The following is a 21,180-nucleotide window of genomic DNA, read 5'->3' as shown; positions in this document are numbered from 1 at the left end:
CCGGCCCGCTCACTCCAGGGAAATGGCGCCCCCTTCGTTCCCCGCGCAGCCCTTTCGTATTGCTGCTCCGACGGCAGCGAGAGGCCGTAGTGACGGCAAAAGGCCACGGCGTCTTCCCAGCTCACGCCGACCACCGGCCTGTCGTCCAGACCGAGAACCGGGTGATTTGCATAGAAGGCCGAGCGATGCCCGGTCGCCTCGACGAAGCGGCGGTATTGCCGGTTCGTGATCTCGGTGCGGTTGATGGAGAATGCCATTCCCTCGATTACCCGGCGCGGGCGCTCGTTTTCGGGACCGTCGTCGCGACCGAAGACAAACGGGCCGGCGGGGATCTCGATCAACGGATTGCCATTAATCGGGCCTCTATCGGCCGCAGCCGCGGGGGACGTCATGGCGATGATGATGGTCGCGGCGCAAAGGTTAGACATCGACACGGGATTGTGTCTCCCCGTCGAACAGAAATACGCGATCCGTCGCAACCTTGACGCCGATCCGCTGGTCGATCTGACCGGTGAAATTCTTGTCGGCCCTAAGCGTCATAAGTCGAGCAGCGAGCCGCAGGCTGACGAGCGTGCTGTCGCCGGTAAGTTCGACCGAATAGATCGGCGCAACCAGGTTGACGTCGGGATCGTCGACCCGGGCCGCGTGGACGTCCTCCGGGCGGACGCCGAGAACGGCATGGGAGACGCTGAGCCGGCCGAGCCCGCCGACCCGGAGACCAGCACTCGCAAACACGCCATCCCTCACCTCGCCGGGAATGAGGTTCATCGATGGCGAACCGATAAAGCCGGCAACGAAGAGCGTGCGCGGATCGTTGTAGATTTCCCGCGGCGTTCCGAGCTGTTCGATCACGCCCTTGTTCATCACCGCGACCCGGTCAGCGAGCGTCATCGCCTCGATCTGGTCATGAGTGACGTAGATCGTTGTAACCTGCAGTTCATGCTGAAGATGCTTCAGTTCCGCGCGCATCTGGGTGCGGAGCTTGGCATCGAGATTGGAGAGCGGCTCGTCCATCAGGAAGACGCGCGGCGTGCGCACGATCGCACGGGCGAGCGCCACGCGCTGTCGCTGGCCGCCGGAAAGCTCCTTCGGAAGACGGGACAACAGGCTGTCCAGTTCGACGCGCCGCGCCACCTCGACGATCCGCTGCCTGCTCTCGGCAGGTGGCACTTTGCGGATCTTCAGCGGATAGCCGATATTCTGCTCGACGGTCAGATGGGGATAGAGCGCATAGGACTGGAAGACCATCGCCACGTCGCGATATTTGGGCAGCACGCCATTGATGCGGTCCGCGTCGATGTAGATGTCGCCGGACGTCGCCTCCTCGAGCCCCGCGACCATGCGCATGGTCGTCGTCTTGCCGCAACCGGAAGGTCCGAGCAGGACGAGGAATTCCTTGTCCTTGATATCGAGGTTGAAGTCTGTGATCGCTACGAATTCGCCGAACTTCTTCGAGACGTTCTTGAACGTGACGGACGCCATGGCTCAACCCTTGACAGCCCCAAGGGAAAGCCCCCGGACGAGATGCTTCTGGACGATGAAAGCGAAGATGACGATTGGCACACATGCCATGAATCCGGCCGCGCTGATCTCGCCCCAATAGGTATTGTACTGCGTCACCCGCCCGGCAATGCCGATCGGCAGCGTCTGCGACTGCTCGGTCAACGTGATGATGAGGGACAGCAGGAACTCGTTCCACGAGATGATCAGGCAGAAGATGGCGGTTGCAGCGAGCCCAGGTCTGGCGAGCGGCAAGGCCACATGCAGGAAGGCGCCCCAGCGCGTGTCGCCGTCGACGACCGCGGCCTCCTCCAGTTCGACCGGAAGGTCCTGGAAATAGCTCTTCATCATCCAGGTCGCGAACGGCAGGTTGAAGGCGGTGTAGGCAATGACGAGTGCCGACTTCGTGTTCAGCATGTCGAAATAGTTGAAGAACAGATAGAGCGGAATGATGCTGACGATCGGCGGCATCATGCGTGTCGACAGGATCCAGAACGAAATCTGCTTGCGCCACTGCCACGGATAATTGAACCGTGCCAGCGCATACCCCGCCATGGTGCCGAAAACCACGGAAACGGTCGTCGTCCCGACTGCGACGAGGAAGCTGTTCAATGCGTAGCGCAGGAAAGGACGCTGGATAAACGCTTCGTCATAGTGCTTCAGTGTCGGGTTCCGCGGCAGCCATTCCGGCGGCACGGCGAAAATGTCGATATCGAACTTGAATGAATTGGCGGCAATCCAGTAGATCGGAAAAAGCGTGAGGATCAGTGCAACGAGGATCGCCAGGTAGGCCGCCAGGCGGGTGATCACCTCCCTCGTGCGGCTGCGTCTATGGAGGGTTCTGGTGGTCATCGTCATCAATCCGCCAGCCGCATGCGTTTCATGAACCAGGTGCTGAGAATGATCGTCACGAACAGGACGAACAGCGATATCGCCGCCGCATAGCCAGGGTCGGCGAAACGATAAGCGACCTGATAGATGTAAAGACTCAACACCTTGGTGCGATCGGCTGGGCCGCCGCCGGTCAGGATGAAAACCAGATCGAAGAGACGCAGCGCGTCCATGACCCGCAGCAGCAGCGCGATGGCGATGACCGGCTTCAGGAAGGGCAGCGTCAGATCCCAGAATTGCCGCCAGGACGAGGCGCCGTCGAGTGCTGCCGCCTCGTAGGGTTCCACCGGCAGACTTGCGAGGCCCGCCAGCATCAATAGGAATATGAAGGGTGTCCACTGCCAGACGTCCGCAACGATGATCGAAAACATCGCGAGGTTCACGTCGCCCGCCCACGCCTGCAGGGGAAGACCGAGGCGGTACATGATTTCGTTTAGCACGCCGAATTGAGGCTCGTAGATCAGTTTCCAGGTGATGGCGACCGCGATCGGCGGCAGCATCATCGGGATCATCAGCACGGTTTTCAGAAACGTCAGCCGACGAATGAATTTGTCGAGGAGCAAGGCCAGGCCGAGACCGAGGAGAAACTCGACCGCCACCGCCACGACGGTAAAGACGACCGTGTTGCGGAGCGCGACGTGAAACTGTGCGTCTGACAGAAGCCGCGCAAAATTGCCCGGACCGACGAACTCCCACGCCAGATCAGGGTTCGGGCTGATCTTGTGAACCCCTGCGTAGAACATGTAGAGGCTTGGAAAGATCGTCAGCGCCAACAATGTCAGAACGGTCGGCGCAAGCATCAGGTAGCGCAGATGGCGCTCCGCCCACCGCTCCAGGGGGCCGCCCGGCGGAGACTGCGCAGTCAACGTACCGTCGTTTGCGGATTTCAACATCGGTCTCTCCCGCAGACCTCGTCTCACCTCTTGATCAAGGCGGTCGTCATCCCCTGATGGGAACGGGGCTTAAACGCCCCGTCCACAAAGGATTGCCGGTTATTTTAGGCCGGTGATCTGCTCGACCGCCGCCTGCGCGTTCTTCAGCGCCTCCTCCGGCGTAATCGTGCCGGCAACGGCCTTGGAAAGCTCTATGCCGAAGGCATTTTCTATCTCCGGCCATTTCGGATGGCGCGGACGCGGGGTCGAAGCCTGGATCGCCTCCATCAGCACCGGATAATGCCGGAACTTCTCCTGTTTGGTCAGTTCCGGATCGGTGAAGACTGAGGCCCGGACCGGTGGATTGCCGCGCTCGGCGGAGATCTTGATCTGCTCAGGCGACGTCGCCCAGAGCATGAAGTCGAAGGCCTCCTGCTTGTGTTCTTCGACGCCGACATGATGCCCATGGTCCAGTGGCCGATTTCCGAGCTGCCCGGCTTTGTTCCAGCCGGGATGGGGCCATAGGAAATCTTGCCGACCATTTTCGACTGGCTCGGATCCTCGAAGGTCGCGACCCAGTTCGGCCAGTTGATCGACGAAGCGGACGTGCCCGCGGCGAGTGCCGTGCCGACCTCGTTCGCGTTGTAGCTCTCCACTCCTTTCGGCGAGACATCGCGTAGCGCCATGAACATCTTCATGGCGGCAGCACCTTCCGGCGTGTCGATCGTGACCTTGGTGCGATCGGCATTGAAAAGATCGGCGCCATAGGACCAGAAGATCGGCATGAAATCGGCTACGACGGGATTGCCCTGACCGCCGCGGAAGACGTAGCCGAAATAGCGGCCGCCGCCGCCTTCCGTCAGCGTCTTGCTCGCCTTCAGCACGTCGTCCCAAGTTTTCGGGGCATCGACGCCGGCCTCCTTGTACTTGGCGGCATCATAGAAGAACATCTGCGCATTTCCGACATAGGGCAGGCAGACATAAGGCCCGGAATTGTACGGGTTGCGGCAGATTGCGAGCGACTTCGACAGGAAATCGTTGTCGGGTCCTTCCAACCCGGCGTTCTTGAAGAAGGGCGTCAAGTCCTCCAGATGCCCGTTCTCGGCAAAGAACGGAATCCACGGATCGTCCATCAGGACGATGTCGAAGATGCCGGACTTGGTGGCGCCGGCATTGGCACCTTGCTCGAAGACGTTGGCATAGGGCGCCTGCACGGTCTCAACCTTCGTGCCCTTCATCTTCGCGTAATCCGCCGCCGCAGCTCTGAGGCCGTCGCCTTCACTGCCCGACGGCACAAGGATAGTGATATCGGCCCATGCGGCTCCGCTGATCGCGAGGGCGGACGCCGCGGCAGCCAAGGTGAGAAACAGTTTACGAACCATCATACACCTCCCATTCCGAGTTATTATTCAGAGGCCGCTTTTTCGAAGGAGGACCTCACCCTATCCGGCATGGCGGAGACGCTGACTCGACACGGGTTATGGCAACTGAAACTTTATCCAACGTCTCCCCGAGCCGGAATTGCTCCCAAAGATCAATCCTATCACACTGCGCGCCTTCCTCATAAGCGCTTCATTAGTGATAGCTTAGATGAAGTCCTGGCATTCACCAGCGAACTTGTTTCGGAGCTCAGACGGCAGGGATCTCTTCGCGCCACTTCAATTCAGCGGCAACTGGCGCGCGTCCCATTCGCTTTTCGGCACCGCGCCGCCGATTGCAAAGCTGAAGGAGACCACCGCCGTCGCATCGGCGTCGACTTCACATTTGAAGTCGACGTTGTACCAGTTCGCCTTGCTGCGGTAGGCGCCACCCCGGGCGGTGAGCGCCGAAGTCGAAATAATCCCACCTGTCGGACCATAGGGAACGAGCATGTCCGGAAAGGCACCCGGTCTTTGGCTGCGCACCTGCTCCAGTGCCTCGATGCTGCAGATCTGCACTATGCGTTTCTTGACGGGGAGCTTCCCCAGCGCCTGCTTGACGCGCGGGTTCGAAAGCGCGTTCGGCGAGAAGAGTTCCTTCGCCGGAACGAGCTCGCCGGATTTCTGGTCGGTATTGGCGCCCGCCGGATCCGCGGTCTTTTGCTTCTCGCCTTGTTCCTGCAGCGGCCTTTGCGCGGGGACCGGCACGCTTTCAAGGGACGCTGCTTCCGTCTCGCTTTGCCCGCTGGCTGCGTCGGGTTGCCGCGTCGCCAAGAGCTGAGGCGCCGGTCTGGTTTCGGGCATTTCGCGCGATGCAGTCTCTGTCGTGGATGTCCTTGGCTTCGACTGTTCGACGGCTTTCGGAGCGTCTTGCGTGTCGCCCTGCTTCGGCGGCAGTTGCCGTGCTTCGTTTACATCGGCGCGCGCTGAAGCGGATTCGAACGCCTGCGGCCGTGAGGCTGATAGTTTGGCGCCTGATTTGGCCGGGTCTGCGGGCGGCTTTTCTTTCGCTTTCGGGCGCGGTGGCGGAACAAGCTCTACGTTGACGCTCTGCTCCTTCTCGGGCTCCGCCGGTGCTTCGGGCAACCGAAAAAGCAACAAGAACGCAAGCGCCAGATGCAGGGCAACCGACGTCGGCATGCCCCATCCGATCTCTCTCTTCGGCGCCTTGACGAACTGTTGCATTGCTCAAAAGACAGTGGGCTGCACGGGCGGAAGCCAGATCGCATGACGAAGCAGTTTCTGCCCCATGACGCTCCAGCCGATGACGGTCAACGTCAAATAAGGACTCGAATTGCTTTGAACAAGCTGAAAGTCCCGAAGCGCCTTCCGTGTTTCCAGCCGTTGCCCCTCTCTTCACGACTTCGTGGTTTCTGGCCTCAGCCGCAGCGGTCCATGATCTCGCCGGATCTGACGAGTATAATCTTTATGCTTTTGTCCCCTTGCCGAGCGCGGAAAGGAGGTGCCTCGATGAGGTTCACACGACGAAGCGTCCTTCAGGGATTTGCATTGGGCGTGTCCCTGCCGCTGATAGGGCAACCCGCCCCTGCCCAAGTCGCAGGCGTCACCCGCAGGGCGATCCCTTCGAGCGGCGAGGAAATACCGGTGATAGGACTCGGTACGTGGATCACCTTCAATGTCGGCGACGATCCGGTGCTTCAGGACGAGTGCGCTGCCGTGATGGCGGCCTTCTTCGATGGCGGCGGGCGCATGATCGATTCCTCCCCCATGTACGGCTCCTCGCAGCCGACCATCGGCTACGGCTTGCAAAAGCTAAAATACCCCGATCGCCTGTTTTCAGCCGAGAAGGTCTGGATTTCAGATCCGGCAAGCGGGGCGGAGCAGATCGAAGCCTCCCGTGCCTATTGGGGCGTAAAGAGGTTCGATCTCATGCAGGTCCACAATCTCGTTTCGTGGGAAGAGCATCTGCCGATGCTGTTCGACATGAAAGCGAAAGCGCAGTTGCGCTACGTCGGCATCACCACTTCGGAAGGGCGAAGGCATCGGGAAATCACGCGCATCATGGAGAGCCAGCCGATCGATTTCGTTCAGGTCACCTACAATATCCTCGACCGCGAGGCGGAGGAGCGCATTTTGCCGCTGGCGCAGGAGAAGGGCATCGCGGTCATCGTCAACCGCCCATTCCGCCAGGGCAGCCTGATCCGCCAAGTCGATGACGAACCATTGCCCGAATGGCTTGCCGAGACGGGCGCGCGGAGCTGGGCGCAGTTCCTGCTCAAGTTCATCGTCTCGCATCCGGCGGTGACCTGTGCCATACCGGCGACGACGCGCGTCGACCACGTGCGCGAGAATCTTGAAGCGGGCGGCGGCGTCCTGCCTGACGAGGCGATCCGGCGTCGCATGCTCGACTATGTGGAGGCGTTGTGAACGCCGGCCTCGTCCAATGCTATCGAACGGATGCGTGGTGAGGTCGGCGGATGTCGGATTGGTGGACCTACACGCCTGCCGATTTCCTGATGTTCTCTCCGCGCGTCTATTTGCGCCTTGTCGAGCGTTATAACCAGGACTTCTGGCCACTTCAGCTCGTCTTCGTGACCGGTACGCTGGCGATCATGGTTCTCGCAGCCATGCATGTACGCTATGCGCGGATTGCGCTTCTGCCGGTATTTGCCGCGGCCTGGGCTTTTTGCGCATGGCAGTTCCTTTGGCTTCGCTATGCAACCATAAACTGGGGCGCGACCTACGCAGCGATAGCATTCATTCTCCAGGCCGGGCTTCTGGCGCTTCTCAGCTTGCGCGCCAGCAATAACGTCCTGTCCGCGAGCCGATGGCGCCGCTACGGCGGGATGTTTCTCGTCCTCTTCGGTCTGTTGGTTCACCCGTTTCTTCCCTTGCTGGCGACGCGCTCGCTGGCCGCCGCCGAAACCTTCGGTTTGATGCCCGATCCGACCGCGATCACGACGCTTGGCGCCGTGCTGGCGATCAGGGGAAAACGTCTCTGGCTGCTTCTGCCGGTCCCGCTCCTGTGGTGCGCGTTCAGCGGCCTGACCCTGCTGGCGATGGAGGATCGCGGCGCGGCGGTGCCGGCAGCTTCGATCGTCCTTGTCGCGGCCTTCTTGCTGATCTCGGCACGGTCACGAGCGCGATCGGCCCGCCATTAATGAGAAAACCTTTTTTCTGTTGACAGACTGCATGAGAAAAGGTTTTCTCTTCTCAAACACGGGAGGGTTCTCTGGATAGTCCGGCCAACAAACGCGTGACCATTCATGACGTGGCTGCGGCGGCAGGCGTCAGTATTTCAACGGCCTCGAAGGCGTTGAACAACACCGGACGCATGGGTGCCGAGACGCGCGAGAGGGTGAAGCGCATCGCCGGGGAAATCGGCTTCCGGCCGAATGCTCTTGCGCGCGGGCTGCTCAGCAAGCGCAGCTTCACCATCGGGCTTCTGACGAACGATACCTACGGACGTTTCACCTTGCCGGTCATGGCAGGAATTTCCGAAGCGCTGGTCGATCACGGTGTGTCGGTATTCCTGTGCGCCATCGAAGACGATCCGGCGCTGGGGCAGATCCATGTCGACGCCATGCTCGACAAGCAGGTCGACGGCATCATCGCCTCCGGTAAGCGCCTGGATCGGCGCTTGCCCGTCGATCTGTCGAGCCTGCCGGTACCGGTCGTCTATGCCTTTACCGAAGGAAGCGAAAACAGCGTGACGCTGCGGTCGGACGATGCGCAGGGCGCGCGTCTTGCGGTTGAATGGCTGGCAAAGCTAGGGCGCCGCCGGATCGCGCATATCACGGGACCTGAGGATTTCTTCTCGGTCCGGGAGCGCGCCAGCGCCTACCGCGAAGTGGCCGGCGATGCCGAGCCGGTCCTCTACGGTATCTGGGCGGAAAGCTGGGGCCATGAAGCTGTCGGGTCGATCTGGGATCGGCCCGGCGAGAAGCCCGATGCCATCTTCTGCGGCAACGACCAGATCGCCCGCGGCGTGGTCGACGCATTGCGCGAGCGCGGCGTCAGGGTTCCGGAAGATGTGTCGGTGGTCGGTTTCGACAACTGGGAGATCCTGGCGGCACAAACGCGGCCGCCACTGACGTCGATCGACATGGGGTTGAAGGAACTCGGCCGGGAAGCCGGCCTCACGGTGCTTGCGCTCGCCGAAGGAAGACCCGTCGAGCCCGGCGTGAGGAAATTGCCCTGCCGGCTGGTTGTCCGGCAATCATGCGGGGGCATGAGCCCCACGGAATAACGAAACGGCGCGAGGAGGCGCCACAACGGGAGGAGTGCCATGATCAAGCGTCTATTGGCAGCAACGAGCATCATTACCTTGTGCCTGGCGTCCGGTGCGTCGGCCGCCGAGAAGATCGAAATGTGGGTTCGCTCAGGCATCGGCGAGTCCTTCAAGAAGGTCGTCGAGGCCTACAATGCCAGTCACGAGAACCAGGTCGCCATGACCGAAGTGCCGTTCTCCGAACTGGTGCAGAAATATGCGACCGCGATCGCGGGCGGACAGACCCCGGACGCCCTTTCGCTCGACCTTATCTACACGCCGGCCTTTGCCGCCGCCGGTCAGCTCGAGGACCTGACCGACTGGGCGAAGGCACTGCCCTACTTCAATTCACTCTCGCCGTCGCACGTCCAGCTTGGAACTTACCAGGATCGCATCTACGGTCTGCCGCTTTCCGTCGAGACCTCGATCTTCGCCTGGAACAAGGACCTCTACAAAAAGGCCGGCCTCGACCCGGAGAAGGCGCCAGCAAACTGGGAGGAGATCGAAGCCAATGCAGAGAAGATCCGCGCGCTCGGTGACGATATCTACGGCTTCTACTTCTCCGGCGGCGGCTGCGGCGGCTGCATGATCTTCACATTCACCCCGCTCGTCTGGGGTTCGGGCGCCGACATTCTTTCCGCCGACGGCAAGATCGCAACGCTCGACACGCCGGAAATGCGCAAGGCGGTCGATATCTATCGTTCGATGGTCAAGAAGGACCTCGTGCCGGCGAGCGCGGCCAGCGACAACGGCGCAAACTTCCTGACCTTCACAAACGGCAAGATCGGCCAGCAAAGCCTTGGCGCCTTCGCCATCGGCACGCTGGTGACCGAACACCCCGACATCAACTTCGGCGTGACATTGATCCCCGGCGTCAACGGCGGGACGTCATCCTTTGCCGGCGGCGACAACTTCGTCATCACCAAAGGCACGAAGAAGATCGACGCGGTGAAGGAATTCCTCGAATACACCTATTCGATGGACGGCCAGAGGATCATGGCGAAATACGGCAGCCTGCCGACCCGCGGCGATATCGCCGACAAGGTGCTTGAAGGTCTCGATCCGCGCATGCAGGTGGGCATCAAAGCGATCGAAGTCGCCAAGACGCCCTACACGCTGCAATTCAACGATCTGATCAACAGCGCCAACGGTCCGTGGGCGACCTTCACCAATGCGGCAATCTATGGCGACGATGTCGACGGGGCATTCTCGAACGCCCAGTCGGAAATGCAGTCGATCATCGACACCGGCCAGTGATCGCAAAGTGGAACCGGGGTCGGAGGCAGTCCTGCGACCCCTCTTTCTTGAACAGGCGGAGAATTTGCGATGGCCGGCCCTGGCCCAGGAAAAGCATTGCCCGTGCGCAGAAGACGGCGCCACTCGCAGTGGCGCGGCCTTCTTTACATCGCCCCGGCGATGGCCCTCGTCATCGTCTTCTTCGTCGTGCCGGTGCTGTTTACTGGGTGGATGAGCCTGCACAACTGGCCGCTGCTCGGTTCGCGGCGCTGGATCGGCTTCAACAACTATTTCCGCATGGCGAACGACGCGCGCTTCGTCTCGGCACTGCGCTTCACCACCTACTACACGGTGATCGTGACGATCGCGATCTTCGCCGTCGCCTTCCCGCTGGCGATCTTTGTCGAGAAGCACCGACGCTTCGTCGGCGCCTACCGCACCATCATCTTCCTGCCCGTCGTCGTCGGGCTCGCCTCGGCGTCGTTGCTCTGGGTCTGGCTCGCGAACGTCGACAGCGGCTTCATCGGCCCTGCCCTGAGGGCGCTCGGGCTCGTCGAGAAGAGCCCCAACCTGCTTGCGACTTTCGATAGCGCCTTCTTCACGATCATCGTCATGGTCGTCTGGAAGATCGCCGGTTTCACCATGATCATCCTGCTCACGGGTCTGCAGGCAATTCCGTCCGAATTGACAGAGGCCGCCCGCATCGATGGCGCCGGTTCATGGCAGCGCTTCCGATACCTGACCTTGCCGCTGATGCGCAGAACGATCGCGCTTGCGCTGATCATTTCAGTGACAGGCTCGATCCTTGCCTTCGACCAGTTCTACATCATGACGAGCGGCGGGCCGCAAAACCGTATGATCTCCGTCGTCTACTACATCTTCAACCAGTCCTTCGTGTCCTTCAATCTCGGCTACGGCGCGGCGCTCTCGATCGCGCTCCTCGCCATCCTGGTGGTTATCAGCGTCATGCAATTGCGGCTGCTTCGCGTCGGCGAGGAACGGCCGTGAACTCTTCCAGCATGAGCCTCTCCAGCCGGCGTCGCGCGCGCAGGGCCTTCCGTGCAGGATCGGCCTATCATGCAACCGGCGTGGCGATCGCGCTTTTCTTCCTGGCGCCCTTCGTCATCACGCTGCTTGCATCGTTTCGACACGGCACAGAGGCGCGTCTTCCGCCGCTGCCGCCATGGCCGGTGAACGGCATCAGTCTTGATTCCTACCGCTCGCTCGACACCTTCGGCGCCGGTGTGTGGCAGCACACCTTCAATTCACTGCTCGTGTCGCTCGCAACCGTTGCGCTGACCGTCGCCGTCAGTGTGCTCGCGGGCTACGGCTTCTCGCGCTACCGCTTTCCGTTGAAGAACGTGCTGTTCGTGCTGATCATCGCCACGCTGATGATCCCGTTCCAGTCGATCCTGACACCGCTCTTCATCATCCTCGCCAAGCTCGGACTCAACAACTCGCTTTTCGGACTGACGCTCGTCTATGTGACGCTGCAACTTCCCTTTTCTGTCTTCATGATGCGCAACGCCTTCGATGCGGTGCCGAAGGAGATCGAGGAGGCAGCCCGCATCGATGGCGCCCGAGACCTGAAGCTGCTCTTCCGGGTGCTGATGCCGCTGGTGTTGCCCGGCATCGCGACGGTCGCGATCTTCGCCTTCCTCAATGCGTGGAACGAATTCCTGGCCGCACTCGTGCTCTTGTCCAGCAACGAGAAATACACGCTCCCGGTGTTGATGATGGCGGTGCGCGCCGGCCGCCTCGGCGCGGTCAACTGGGGCGCGGTTCAGGCCGGTGTCGCCGTCATGACCCTGCCCTGTCTCGTCGTCTTCCTGCTTCTGCAACGCTACTACATGCGCGGGCTGATGGCCGGCGCGGTGAAATGAACTCCAAGAAACGGATGAAGCCATGAACAAACCCCGACACGATCGCCAGTTCCGCCCACTCCCTGTTCCGAACGTTGAAGTGCACGGGCTTTTCGGCGACCGCCAGGACGCGATCTGCGAATCCACCGCCGAAGTCCTGCTCGACCGCTGCGTCGAGGCCGGCATGCTCAGGGCCATTGACGTCGACCAGCCGAGCCCCGGCATCGTCATTCCGCTGCAGGCCTGGTCGGGCTCGACGCAGATGTTCTGGGACAGCGATCTCGGAAAATCGATCGAGACCATTGCCTATTCGCTCTACCGGAAGCCCAATTCCAGGCTCGAGGCGCGTGTCGATGCGATCGTCGAGATGTATGAAAAGCTGCAGGACAAGGACGGTTACCTGAACGCCTGGTTCCAGCGGGTCCAGCCCGGCCGGCGCTGGACCAATCTCCGTGATCACCACGAGCTCTACTGCGCCGGCCACCTGATCGAGGGCGCCGTCGCCTATTACCAGGCGACGGGAAAGCGCAAGCTGCTCGACGTCATGTGCCGCTTTGCCGACTATATGATCAAGGTCTTCGGCCATGGCGAAGGGCAATTGCCGGGCTATTGCGGCCATGAAGAAATCGAGCTCGCGCTGGTAAAGCTTGCGCGTGTCACCGGCGAGAAGAAATATCTCGATCTCGCCAAGTTCTTCATCGACGAGCGCGGCAGAGAGCCTCACTTCTTCACCGAGGAAGCGATCCGCGATGGCCGCGATCCAAAGCAGTTCATTCAGAAGACCTACGAATACAATCAGGCGCATCTGCCGGTGCGGGAGCAGAAGAAGGTTGTCGGCCATGCCGTGCGCGCCATGTATCTCTACTCCGGCATGGCGGATATCGCGACCGAATATAACGACGACAGCCTTACCGCGGCACTCGAACTCCTTTGGGACGACCTGACGACCAAGCAGATGTATGTCACCGGCGGCATCGGACCGGCGGCGTCGAACGAAGGCTTTACGGACTATTACGACCTGCCGAACGAAAGCGCCTATGCCGAAACCTGCGCCTCCGTCGGCCTCGTCTTCTGGGCAAGCCGCATGCTCGGGCGCGGCCCGAACCGGCGCTATGCCGACATCATGGAGCAGGCGCTTTACAACGGCGCCATGGCTGGTCTTTCGCTCGACGGGAAAACTTTCTTCTACGAGAACCCGCTTGAAAGCGCGGGCAAGCACCATCGCTGGACCTGGCATCATTGCCCCTGCTGCCCGCCGAACATCTCGCGCCTGCTCGCCTCCATCGGCTCCTATATGTACGCCGTGGCAGACGACGAAATCGCCGTCCATCTTTACGGCGAGAGCAAGGGCCGCTTCGAAATCCGCGGAAAGGAGGTCGGGCTGGCGCAGAAGACCCGTTATCCCTGGGAGGGGGCCATCCGCTTCGACGTCACGACGCGGGATCCGGTCCGGTTCTCCCTGTCGCTGCGCATTCCCGAATGGGCGGAGGGCACAGCGTTGAAACTGAACGGCGAGGCGATCGATCTCTCGGGGGTGACAATCGACGGCTACGCGCGCATCGACCGTGAATGGCGAAGCGGCGACCGTGTCGAGCTCGATGTTCCGCTGGCTCCTCGCGCACTCTGGGCAAACCCGCAGGTGCGGCAGGATACGGGGCGCGTCGCGCTCATGCGCGGGCCGCTCGTTTACTGCGCAGAGGCAACCGACAACGGCGCGGGCTTGAACGGGATCGTGCTTGGTTCCGATGTCTCGAAGGCGAAGACTGCAGAAATCGCTGAGTTGCAAGGGGCAGTCGCGCTCGACATTCCCGTCGCCCGCGATGAAGCGGATGACTGGGGGCGCACGCTCTATCGCACGACGCCACCGAAGATGAACCAGGCGACCGCCCGTTTCGTTCCCTATCATCTCTGGGACAACCGCACGCCCGGCGAGATGCTCGTCTGGATTCGCGCCGGTGAATTGGGGCGGTGAAGGCATGAACGAAACGGGAGTGGTATTGACGGACATTCGCAAGAGCTTCGGCAGCCTGGAGGTTATCCACGGCATTGACCTTAGGATTGCGGAAGGCTCGTTCGTCGTCTTCGTCGGCCCGTCCGGCTGCGGCAAGTCGACCTTGCTGCGCATGATTGCTGGCCTCGAGGAGGTCACCGATGGCGAGATCGAGATCAAGGGCCGCAACGTCACCGACCTCGATCCATCCGACCGCGGCATTGCGATGGTCTTTCAATCCTATGCCCTCTATCCGCATATGAGCGTGCGCGAAAATCTCGCCTTCGGTCTGAAAATGGCGCGCACCGAGACGGCCGAAATCGACGCGCGCGTGAAAGCCGCCTCCGCGATCCTGAAGATCGACCACCTGCTCGACCGTCGCCCGGGCCAGCTTTCCGGCGGCCAGCGCCAGCGCGTCGCCATCGGACGGGCGATCGTGCGCAAACCCGATGTCTTTCTTTTCGACGAGCCGCTTTCCAACCTCGATGCGGAGTTGCGTGTCTCGATGCGCATCGAAATCGCCAGACTCCATCGCGAGCTCGGCAATACGATGATCTACGTGACTCATGACCAGACCGAGGCGATGACGCTCGCCGACAGGATCGTCGTGCTGCGGGACGGACGCGTTGAACAGGAGGGAACGCCGCGCGAGGTCTATGAGAATCCAGCGAACATCTTCGTCGCGGGCTTCATCGGCTCGCCGCGCATGAACCTGCTCGGTGCCACATGGCTAGGCAATGGACGCGTTCGCGTTGCGGGGAGCGAGATGTCCATGCCGATCGCAGGGGAGAATTTGCAAATCGGAGACAAGGTTTCCTTCGGAGCAAGGCCGGAACATCTTTTCGTCGCGGACGGGAGAGCCGAATCCATTCCTGCGAAGGTCGATTTTGCCGAATATCTCGGCGGCACCCAGTATCTCTATTGCCAGCTTGCCGACGGCCAGCCGCTCATTGCCGAGTATCGCTCGGGGCCGGCTGTCAATGCCGGCAGCACGATAATGCTTTCGGTCGACGAAAATAAGCGACGGCTTTTCTCTGCGGACGGACGGCGCTTGACCTGACGCAGAGAGAGGCGGCAAGCCGTTCGGCAAGGCTTGCCACCCTCTGCTTCAACTGCGCGCTTCGCCGGCGCGCGCCAGCACGAAGTCGTGCTCCACCTCCCAAAAGTCCTCTTCGAAGCCGTATTCCTTCGCACGCACCGGGTCGTGCGTGCGCTTGAACTCCGCGAGCAGGCTCTCCTTCACGCCGAACACTGCGTCGGAATTGATGTAGGGATCGTCCGGATCGAAGATGTGTGTGATCAGCGTCTCGAAGCCATTGGCCTTGATGATGTAATGCAGATGCGCCGGACGGTTCGGGTGGCGGCCGAGATAGTCGAGCATCTGCCCCACCGGCCCGTCGTTCGGGATCGGATAGTATTTCGGCTTCACCGCCCGGAACCAGTACCGTCCGTCGGGCCCGGTGCGGAACACGCCGCGCAAATTGAAGTCCGGCTGGATGCCCTGCTGCTGGACGTCGTAAAAGCCTTCGTCGTTGGCCTGCCAGACATCGAGCACCGCACCGGCGATCGGCTTGCCGCTCGTGTCGAGAATCCGGCCCTGGATGAACAGGTCCTCTCCCTTGTGGTCGAGGCAGATATTGGCGCCCATCTCAAGTTCCGGAGCTCCCTTGACGTGGAAGGGTCCGAGCACTGTGCTTTCGGAAGCTCCGGAAGGTTTGCGGTTGTTGATGGCATCCACCAGCATCGAAACCCCGAGCGTGTCCGACAGCAGGATGAACTCCTGGCGCCACTCGTTGCACATCTGCCCCGTTCGGGTCAGAAATAGGATCGCCTGCAGCCACTCCTCCTGCGTCGGCTCGATTTCCTTCACGGCCTCGTGCAGCTTGCGAATGACGACCTCCATCACCTGCTTCAGCCGCGCATCCTTGGCGTTCTGGTTGCGGCCGGTCACGACCTCGATGGAGTTCTCTTCGGTGAAAAAGCCTCTTTCATGCGCTTCCATAGTGGTCCTCACTTGCCCAGAATCGCCGTCATGACGCGATAGAGCTCAGCCACCGGGTCGGCGGCGATCACGTTGCTTCGCCAGCAGACGTGATGATCCGGGCGCACCAGCACGATGCCGCCATCGCGCACTTCGCGCGCGTTCGCCCAGTCGCCGGTAAAATCCTGCCAATGCTGGCGCGGGCCGATCACGTGGGCAGCAATTTCGATGCCGAGCTCGCTGCCGACGGCACGGGCAGCCTCGACCCAGCCTTCGCCACCGATGCCGGTCAGCATCGTGAATTTGCCGTGGCCGGTCAGGTCCAGAGTCGAGACCTTGGTCCCGTCGCCGGAGAATACCCATGCATGCGGCAACCGCGCACCGGGCCATGTCGTCGGCTGAAAGTGCAGTTCCTCATCCTTCGTGAAGGCGGGCTCTGCCTGCCCGTCGGTCACGATCGCATCGGAACGATAACGCTGGTTCATCTCGACGCCGTGGGCATCGAATTCATAGACCTTGTCGGCAATGGATTTGCGGATCGCCGCCCGTTGTTCTTCCGCGGCCGGCGTGTTGTTGCAGCGCGCATCCATGTTCTCCTGCATCTTCACCGGGTCGATCGAATCGAGCAGGCCTAGCGCCTTGAAGATCGGGCCGAACTCCTCGATCGACTTGTTGGCCCGCGTGACGATCTGCTTGGCGACCGGTGCGCGCTCTGCGCCGTAGCTGTCGAGCAGTTTCGGGCCGGCCTTGCCCTTGAGCACGAAGGCAAGCTTCCAGGCGAGATTGAACGCATCCTGGATGGACGTGTTGGAGCCGAGCCCGTTCGAGGGGGGATGGCGGTGCGTCGCGTCGCCCATGCAGAACACGCGCCCATTGGACATGGTCGTCGCGTACATGTTGTTGACGGTCCAGGTGGAGACCTGCTTGATCCGTGGCTCCAGGTCCGGCACGCCGACAAGATCGCAGACCACCTTCTTGGCGTGAGCCTCGTCTACCTGCGGTGCCGGCTCATTGATGTCGTAGCCCCAGACGATCAGCCATTCGTGCCAGGGCCGCACCATGCGCACGAGGCCCATGCCGATGCCGCCGACATCGGCGCCTGGCTGAAGCACCCAATAAAGCACCGACGGACGATGGGCGACGTAACGGGAGAGATCGGCTTCGAACAGGATATTCATCGAGCCGGCAACGCCCATCTTGCCCTCGAAGGTGAGGCCCGCATGCTCCGCGACCTTCGAATTACCTCCGTCGGCGCCGATCAGATACTTCGAGCGGACCGTGACTTCGTTGCCGGTCAGCCGGTCGAGACAGGTGGTGGTGACGCCCTCGGCGTCCTGCACGTGGCTTATATACTCCGTCGACATCCGGGCCTGCGTGCCGCGTGAGCATGCCGTCTTGAACAAGAGCGGCTCCATGAAGGTTTGCGGCAGGTCGTTCATATGGCTCGGCGAAGACAGCTGGTGCTCGGCGCGGCTGAGCGGGTGTTTGCCCCAGCTCTTCATGCGGCCGATCTCCTCGCCCGCAAGCGACGTACAGAACACGTTCTCGCCCATCAGGTCCTGCTCGGCGGCGAACATATAGGCCTCGTCCTCGACGTCACGGCCAAGATCGCGCAGCACCTCCATCGTGCGCTGGTTGGTGATATGCGCGCGTGGCGTATTGGCGAGCCATCGGTAGCGATTGATCACCACGTTTTCAATGCCATAGGTCGAAAGCAGCGCGGCAGTGGCCGATCCCGCAGGCCCGGTGCCAATGATGAGTACGTCGGTGGTGATGTCAGCCATGAGGCCCTCCCTTATGCGCTTGATTGAGTGATCCGCCCCTCAGCAGGCGGCGAACCGGGAAAAGCTGGATGCCGGTGCGGTCCGAGAAGAGGCCCCAGAGACCGCGCGGCGCGAAAAGCATGACGAGAATGCCGATCAGGCCCAGCATCAGGAGATACCAGGAGCCGTAGCCGGCAAGGAGATTCTGCAGGAAAAAGAACAGGATGACGCCGACGATCGGCCCCTCGACCGTGCCGATGCCGCCGATCACGACGATGAAGATCACGTAGGCCGTCCAGTCGATGACCGAAAAGGCCGCGTCCGGCGAAATGCGCGCCTTCTGCACATAGATCAGCGCGCCGGCAACGCCGGTGATGAACGATGCGGCGAGATAGACCAGCGCCTTCATTCGCCGCGCATTGACGCCGACGGCGCGCGCCGCCTGCTCGTTGTCACGCACCGCCGCCAGGCCGAGACCCTGCTTGCTGCACAGCAGCCTGTAGACGAAGCCGACGGTCAACACCATCAGGATCAGTGCCAGCCAATAGGTGAGCGCATCGCCCGCCTCCGAGGCCTTCATGTCGAAGACGTCGCGCATCAAGCCGACGCCGATCATGTCGCGGGTCGCGTCGCGCGGCAGCGACGTACCCGTCCCCCCGCCGAGCGCCTTCCACTGCGCCAGCAACAGACGGACGACCTCGGCGATCACCCAGGTTCCAATCGCAAAATACGGCCCCTGCAGTCGGAACGTGAAGAACGCGGTCGGTATCGCCAGCAGCATCGAAAGCACGCCCGCGATCAGCACTGCAGCGATCGGGTCGACGCCGAGCAGGATCACGCAGGCGAACATCGCATAGGCGCCGAAGCCGACGAAAGCCTGCTGGCCGACCGAAATCAGCCCGGCGTAGCCCGCAAGCAAATTCCAGTTCTGCGCGAGCACCAGCATCGTCAGGATGAAGAACAGATCCTGGACGGCGCCGCGTGAGACGAGGAATGGCGCCGCGAAGGCGAGCGCCAGCGCTGCGGCAGCTGCAAGAGCGAAGGGCGCCGATGCCTTGGTTCGGGTTTCGACCTGCCAGGATGGAACGACGAGCGACATCGATGCACCTCAATCCACGGCGCGCGGGAAAAGGCCGCGCGGTTTGAACAGGAGAACCAGCAGAAAGGCGAGATGCCCGGCGAGGATCTGCCATTCGGGGTTGATCGCGCCACCGACCGTCTGCCCAATCCCGAGAATGACACCGCCCGCGAGTGTGCCCCAGAGTGAGCCGAGCCCGCCGATGATGACTGCTTCGAAGGCGTAGATCAGGCGCGCCGGCCCCGAGGTCGGCTCGAAATTGGCACGGGTGCCGAGATAGAGTGCGGCGATCGTCACCACGACCATCACCAGGCCGGTTGCAAGCGCGAATATCCGTTGCGGCCGGATGCCCATCAGACCTGCCGTCACCGGATCATCCGACGTGGCGCGAAAGGCGCGACCAACGGCGGTGCGGTAAATGAGCTGGTTGAGACAGACGATGACGGCAACGGCGGAAAGGAAAGTCATCAGCGGCATGACGCCGGCATTGAACGGCCCAAGCGCGATCGATGCGGATTCGAGGCTACCGGCGGAGACACGGCGGCTATCGGCGGAAAATCCTTCGAGCAGTCCGTTCTGCAGCACGATCGACAGCCCGAAAGTCACGAGCAACGGCGGCAGGATGTCCTTGCCCAATGTGCGATTGAGCAGGAAGTATTGCAGCACCCAGCCGGCGGTAAACATCAGCGGCGCGGCAATGAGGGCGCCGACAAAGGGGCTGACGCCAAGCGAGGTAGTCAGCACGAGTATGGCAAAAGCGGCGAGCACGATCAGGTCGCCATGGGCGAGGTTCACAAGCCGCATGATGCCGAAGACGAGGCTCAAGCCGGCTGCAAAAAGCGCATAGAGCCCGCCGAGCAACACGCCTTGGAGGATGGTATCAAGCCAGTTCATGGCGCTCCGCTCCGAAATAGGCCTTGTGGATCTCTTCGTGACCAAGCTCCGACGAGCGACCGGAGAGCGTGATGCGTCCCTCCATCATGCAATAGACGCGGTCGGCAACCTTCAGTGCCTGGCCGATATCCTGTTCGACGATGACGATGGACGCGCCGCTCGCGCGAATGCGCGGAAAAGCGGCATAGATGGTCCGCACGACCGCCGGCGCGAGACCCAGGCTGATTTCGTCGCAAAGCAGCACGCTCGGATTTGACATAAGCGCCCGGCCGATCGCCACCATCTGCTGCTGGCCACCGGAGAGCGCCGTTGCCGGACTCTGCCGACGCTCCTTGAGAACGGGAAAGAGCGCATAGAGGCTCTCCAGCGTCCACTGCCCCTCAGCCTTGCGGCCGTAACCGCCGACAAGCAGATTTTCCTCGACCGTCAGCGACGGAAAGAGCTTGCGCCCTTCCGGCACCATGGCGATGCCGCGGGCAAGGACGTCGGGCGCCGGAAGGGCGCCGATCGGCTCGTTGTTATGGAGGATCGCTCCCGGCTCATTGGCGAGAACCCCGGAAATGGAACGCATCAATGTGGTCTTGCCGGCACCGTTCGCGCCAATGATGGCAATCGTCTCACCCGCGTCCACGGCGATATCAACACCGAAAAGAGCCTGGAAATCGCGGTAGAAGGCGGTCAGCCCTTTTGTTTCGATCAGCGCCATCAGATCTCGATCCCCAGATAAATTTCGCGCACCTGCCGCGAGGCCATGATTTCGTCCGGCTTGCCGATGCCGATCACCTTGCCGAAATGCAGTACCAGCAGGCGCTCGACGACCGAGTTCAGCGCATGCAGAACGTGTTCAATCCAGATCACGGCGACGCCCTTGGCGTGGATGGCGCGGATGGTGGCGACCAGCGAGCGGCACTCGCCTTCGGTGAGGCCGCCGGCAATCTCGTCCAAAAGCAGGAGCTTCGGCTCGGTGGCGAGCGCGCGGGCCAATTCCAGCCGTTTGCGCTGCAGGAGCGTCAGGCCGCCGGCGAGCACGTTGGCTTTGTCGATCAGACCGGTATCGACAAGGATTTCAGCACAGCGATCGGAGACTTCCGATTCCTGTCGTCGCGTGCCGAAGGAACCGGCGACGAGCAGGTTTTCGAAGACGGTCAGTTGCTCGAACGGTTGCGGTATCTGGAATGTCCGCCCCATTCCTGAAAGGCAGCGCGCCATCGGCGGCACGCGGGTGACGTCCGCACCGCAAAAGTGGATCGTTCCGCTATCGGGCGCGATATTGCCATTGATGAGGTTGAAGAGCGTCGACTTCCCCGCGCCGTTCGGCCCGATGATGCCGAGCGCTTCGCCCTCGCCGACGGCAAAGGAGATCTGCTCGGCGACCGTCAGAGCACCAAACTTCTTCGACACCTCTTCAAGTCTTAGAATTGCCATTCGCTTCACTCCGAAAACGACCAAAGGCCCGGCAGTTCA

The 21,180-nt window shown here is 61.7% G+C and carries 21 protein-coding genes; 8 read left to right on the top strand and 13 right to left on the bottom strand.

The genetic code is table 11. The annotated features are described in order from the left end of the window. The 7 genes from QN224_RS20325 to QN224_RS20295 all read right to left on the bottom strand — a co-directional run. The coding region (locus tag QN224_RS20325) for an SUMF1/EgtB/PvdO family nonheme iron enzyme (RefSeq protein WP_283978308.1) at positions 1 to 428 on the bottom strand (428 nt) is incomplete at its 3' end. Further along, a complete protein-coding gene (locus tag QN224_RS20320; protein WP_283978127.1) occupies positions 421 to 1,482 on the bottom strand; it encodes a sn-glycerol-3-phosphate ABC transporter ATP-binding protein UgpC in 1,062 nt (353 codons plus the stop codon). The genes QN224_RS20320 and QN224_RS20325, both read right to left, overlap by 8 nt. Before the next feature lie 3 nt (positions 1,483 to 1,485). Then, positions 1,486 to 2,358, bottom strand: coding sequence for a carbohydrate ABC transporter permease (locus QN224_RS20315; RefSeq protein WP_173513433.1), 873 nt, complete (start codon positions 2,356 to 2,358; stop codon positions 1,486 to 1,488). Further along, positions 2,358 to 3,284, bottom strand: coding sequence for a sugar ABC transporter permease (locus tag QN224_RS20310; protein ID WP_283978126.1), 927 nt, complete (start codon positions 3,282 to 3,284; stop codon positions 2,358 to 2,360). The genes QN224_RS20315 and QN224_RS20310 overlap by 1 nt, the downstream gene beginning before the upstream one ends. 99 nt (positions 3,285 to 3,383) lie before the next feature. Then, positions 3,384 to 3,680 (bottom strand): hypothetical protein, encoded by a 297-nt coding sequence (locus QN224_RS20305; protein ID WP_283978125.1) that lies wholly within the window; start codon positions 3,678 to 3,680, stop codon positions 3,384 to 3,386. Then, on the bottom strand, positions 3,587 to 4,645 hold the full coding sequence (locus tag QN224_RS20300) for an extracellular solute-binding protein (RefSeq protein ID WP_283978124.1): 1,059 nt from the start codon (positions 4,643 to 4,645) through the stop codon (positions 3,587 to 3,589). Before QN224_RS20300 ends, QN224_RS20305 begins: the two co-directional genes overlap by 94 nt. Positions 4,646 to 4,921: 276 nt before the next feature. Next, positions 4,922 to 5,821 carry a DUF930 domain-containing protein gene (locus QN224_RS20295; RefSeq protein ID WP_283978123.1) on the bottom strand — a complete coding sequence of 300 codons (900 nt, stop codon included), beginning with the start codon at positions 5,819 to 5,821 and terminating at the stop codon, positions 4,922 to 4,924. A 330-nt stretch (positions 5,822 to 6,151) separates the two neighbouring features. Between QN224_RS20295 and QN224_RS20290 the strand changes: the two genes are divergently transcribed. From QN224_RS20290 to QN224_RS20255, 8 genes are all read left to right on the top strand, one after another. Then, positions 6,152 to 7,069 (top strand): aldo/keto reductase, encoded by a 918-nt coding sequence (locus QN224_RS20290; RefSeq protein ID WP_283978122.1) that lies wholly within the window; start codon positions 6,152 to 6,154, stop codon positions 7,067 to 7,069. Positions 7,070 to 7,119: 50 nt separating this feature from the next. Beyond that, a complete protein-coding gene (locus QN224_RS20285) occupies positions 7,120 to 7,803 on the top strand; it encodes a DUF6064 family protein (protein WP_283978121.1) in 684 nt (227 codons plus the stop codon). A 71-nt stretch (positions 7,804 to 7,874) separates the two neighbouring features. After that, the gene (locus tag QN224_RS20280) at positions 7,875 to 8,891 is read left to right on the top strand and encodes a LacI family DNA-binding transcriptional regulator (RefSeq protein WP_210267582.1); all 1,017 of its coding nucleotides are present in this window, start codon (positions 7,875 to 7,877) and stop codon (positions 8,889 to 8,891) included. A gap of 39 nt (positions 8,892 to 8,930) precedes the next feature. After that, a complete protein-coding gene (locus tag QN224_RS20275; RefSeq protein WP_283978119.1) occupies positions 8,931 to 10,169 on the top strand; it encodes a sugar ABC transporter substrate-binding protein in 1,239 nt (412 codons plus the stop codon). Between the two features lie 69 nt (positions 10,170 to 10,238). After that, on the top strand, positions 10,239 to 11,156 hold the full coding sequence (locus QN224_RS20270; protein ID WP_283978118.1) for a sugar ABC transporter permease: 918 nt from the start codon (positions 10,239 to 10,241) through the stop codon (positions 11,154 to 11,156). A gap of 11 nt (positions 11,157 to 11,167) precedes the next feature. Further along, entirely contained in the window at positions 11,168 to 12,031 is an 864-nt protein-coding gene (locus QN224_RS20265) for a carbohydrate ABC transporter permease (protein ID WP_283978307.1), read from the top strand. A 22-nt stretch (positions 12,032 to 12,053) separates the two neighbouring features. Further along, positions 12,054 to 13,982: a glycoside hydrolase family 127 protein gene (locus tag QN224_RS20260; RefSeq protein WP_283978117.1), complete on the top strand. Its 1,929-nt coding sequence runs from the start codon at positions 12,054 to 12,056 to the stop codon at positions 13,980 to 13,982. Positions 13,983 to 13,986: 4 nt separating this feature from the next. Further along, positions 13,987 to 15,060 (top strand): sn-glycerol-3-phosphate ABC transporter ATP-binding protein UgpC, encoded by a 1,074-nt coding sequence (locus tag QN224_RS20255; RefSeq protein ID WP_283978116.1) that lies wholly within the window; start codon positions 13,987 to 13,989, stop codon positions 15,058 to 15,060. Between the two features lie 48 nt (positions 15,061 to 15,108). On the opposite strand, the gene QN224_RS20250 is transcribed toward QN224_RS20255, so the two are convergent. The 6 genes from QN224_RS20250 to QN224_RS20225 are packed head-to-tail and all read right to left on the bottom strand — an operon-like array spanning position 15,109 to position 21,141. Next, complete coding sequence (locus QN224_RS20250) at positions 15,109 to 16,002, bottom strand: intradiol ring-cleavage dioxygenase (protein WP_283978115.1); 894 nt, start codon at positions 16,000 to 16,002, stop codon at positions 15,109 to 15,111. 8 nt (positions 16,003 to 16,010) lie between these two features. Then, positions 16,011 to 17,765 (bottom strand): FAD-dependent monooxygenase, encoded by a 1,755-nt coding sequence (locus QN224_RS20245; protein ID WP_283978114.1) that lies wholly within the window; start codon positions 17,763 to 17,765, stop codon positions 16,011 to 16,013. Continuing rightward, complete coding sequence (locus QN224_RS20240) at positions 17,758 to 18,843, bottom strand: branched-chain amino acid ABC transporter permease (protein WP_283978113.1); 1,086 nt, start codon at positions 18,841 to 18,843, stop codon at positions 17,758 to 17,760. The genes QN224_RS20245 and QN224_RS20240 overlap by 8 nt, the downstream gene beginning before the upstream one ends. A gap of 9 nt (positions 18,844 to 18,852) precedes the next feature. Beyond that, positions 18,853 to 19,716, bottom strand: a complete 864-nt coding sequence (locus QN224_RS20235; RefSeq protein WP_283978112.1) for a branched-chain amino acid ABC transporter permease — start codon at positions 19,714 to 19,716, stop codon at positions 18,853 to 18,855. Then, positions 19,703 to 20,422, bottom strand: coding sequence for an ABC transporter ATP-binding protein (locus QN224_RS20230; protein WP_173513415.1), 720 nt, complete (start codon positions 20,420 to 20,422; stop codon positions 19,703 to 19,705). Before QN224_RS20230 ends, QN224_RS20235 begins: the two co-directional genes overlap by 14 nt. Beyond that, complete coding sequence (locus tag QN224_RS20225; protein ID WP_173513414.1) at positions 20,422 to 21,141, bottom strand: ABC transporter ATP-binding protein; 720 nt, start codon at positions 21,139 to 21,141, stop codon at positions 20,422 to 20,424. Before QN224_RS20225 ends, QN224_RS20230 begins: the two co-directional genes overlap by 1 nt. Positions 21,142 to 21,180 lie beyond the last annotated feature (39 nt).

Origin of the sequence: Sinorhizobium sp. 7-81, from assembly GCF_030124405.1 — a bacterium.
Classification (GTDB): Bacteria; Pseudomonadota; Alphaproteobacteria; order Rhizobiales; family Rhizobiaceae; genus Sinorhizobium; species Sinorhizobium psoraleae.
The sequence above is the reverse complement of the archived record's forward strand: the minus strand, read 5'-3'. Positions and strand labels throughout refer to the sequence as shown.

Coding starts and splice junctions, on each gene's coding strand:
- QN224_RS20320 (WP_283978127.1), bottom strand. CDS start 1,482: ATGGCGTCCGTCACGTTCAAGAACGTCTCGAAGAAGTTCGGCGAATTC.
- QN224_RS20315 (WP_173513433.1), bottom strand. CDS start 2,358: ATGACGATGACCACCAGAACCCTCCATAGACGCAGCCGCACGAGGGAG.
- QN224_RS20310 (WP_283978126.1), bottom strand. CDS start 3,284: ATGTTGAAATCCGCAAACGACGGTACGTTGACTGCGCAGTCTCCGCCG.
- QN224_RS20305 (WP_283978125.1), bottom strand. CDS start 3,680: ATGCTCTGGGCGACGTCGCCTGAGCAGATCAAGATCTCCGCCGAGCGC.
- QN224_RS20300 (WP_283978124.1), bottom strand. CDS start 4,645: ATGGTTCGTAAACTGTTTCTCACCTTGGCTGCCGCGGCGTCCGCCCTC.
- QN224_RS20295 (WP_283978123.1), bottom strand. CDS start 5,821: ATGCCGACGTCGGTTGCCCTGCATCTGGCGCTTGCGTTCTTGTTGCTT.
- QN224_RS20290 (WP_283978122.1), top strand. CDS start 6,152: ATGAGGTTCACACGACGAAGCGTCCTTCAGGGATTTGCATTGGGCGTG.
- QN224_RS20285 (WP_283978121.1), top strand. CDS start 7,120: ATGTCGGATTGGTGGACCTACACGCCTGCCGATTTCCTGATGTTCTCT.
- QN224_RS20275 (WP_283978119.1), top strand. CDS start 8,931: ATGATCAAGCGTCTATTGGCAGCAACGAGCATCATTACCTTGTGCCTG.
- QN224_RS20270 (WP_283978118.1), top strand. CDS start 10,239: ATGGCCGGCCCTGGCCCAGGAAAAGCATTGCCCGTGCGCAGAAGACGG.
- QN224_RS20265 (WP_283978307.1), top strand. CDS start 11,168: ATGAGCCTCTCCAGCCGGCGTCGCGCGCGCAGGGCCTTCCGTGCAGGA.
- QN224_RS20260 (WP_283978117.1), top strand. CDS start 12,054: ATGAACAAACCCCGACACGATCGCCAGTTCCGCCCACTCCCTGTTCCG.
- QN224_RS20255 (WP_283978116.1), top strand. CDS start 13,987: ATGAACGAAACGGGAGTGGTATTGACGGACATTCGCAAGAGCTTCGGC.
- QN224_RS20250 (WP_283978115.1), bottom strand. CDS start 16,002: ATGGAAGCGCATGAAAGAGGCTTTTTCACCGAAGAGAACTCCATCGAG.
- QN224_RS20245 (WP_283978114.1), bottom strand. CDS start 17,765: ATGGCTGACATCACCACCGACGTACTCATCATTGGCACCGGGCCTGCG.
- QN224_RS20240 (WP_283978113.1), bottom strand. CDS start 18,843: ATGTCGCTCGTCGTTCCATCCTGGCAGGTCGAAACCCGAACCAAGGCA.
- QN224_RS20235 (WP_283978112.1), bottom strand. CDS start 19,716: ATGAACTGGCTTGATACCATCCTCCAAGGCGTGTTGCTCGGCGGGCTC.
- QN224_RS20230 (WP_173513415.1), bottom strand. CDS start 20,422: ATGGCGCTGATCGAAACAAAAGGGCTGACCGCCTTCTACCGCGATTTC.
- QN224_RS20225 (WP_173513414.1), bottom strand. CDS start 21,141: ATGGCAATTCTAAGACTTGAAGAGGTGTCGAAGAAGTTTGGTGCTCTG.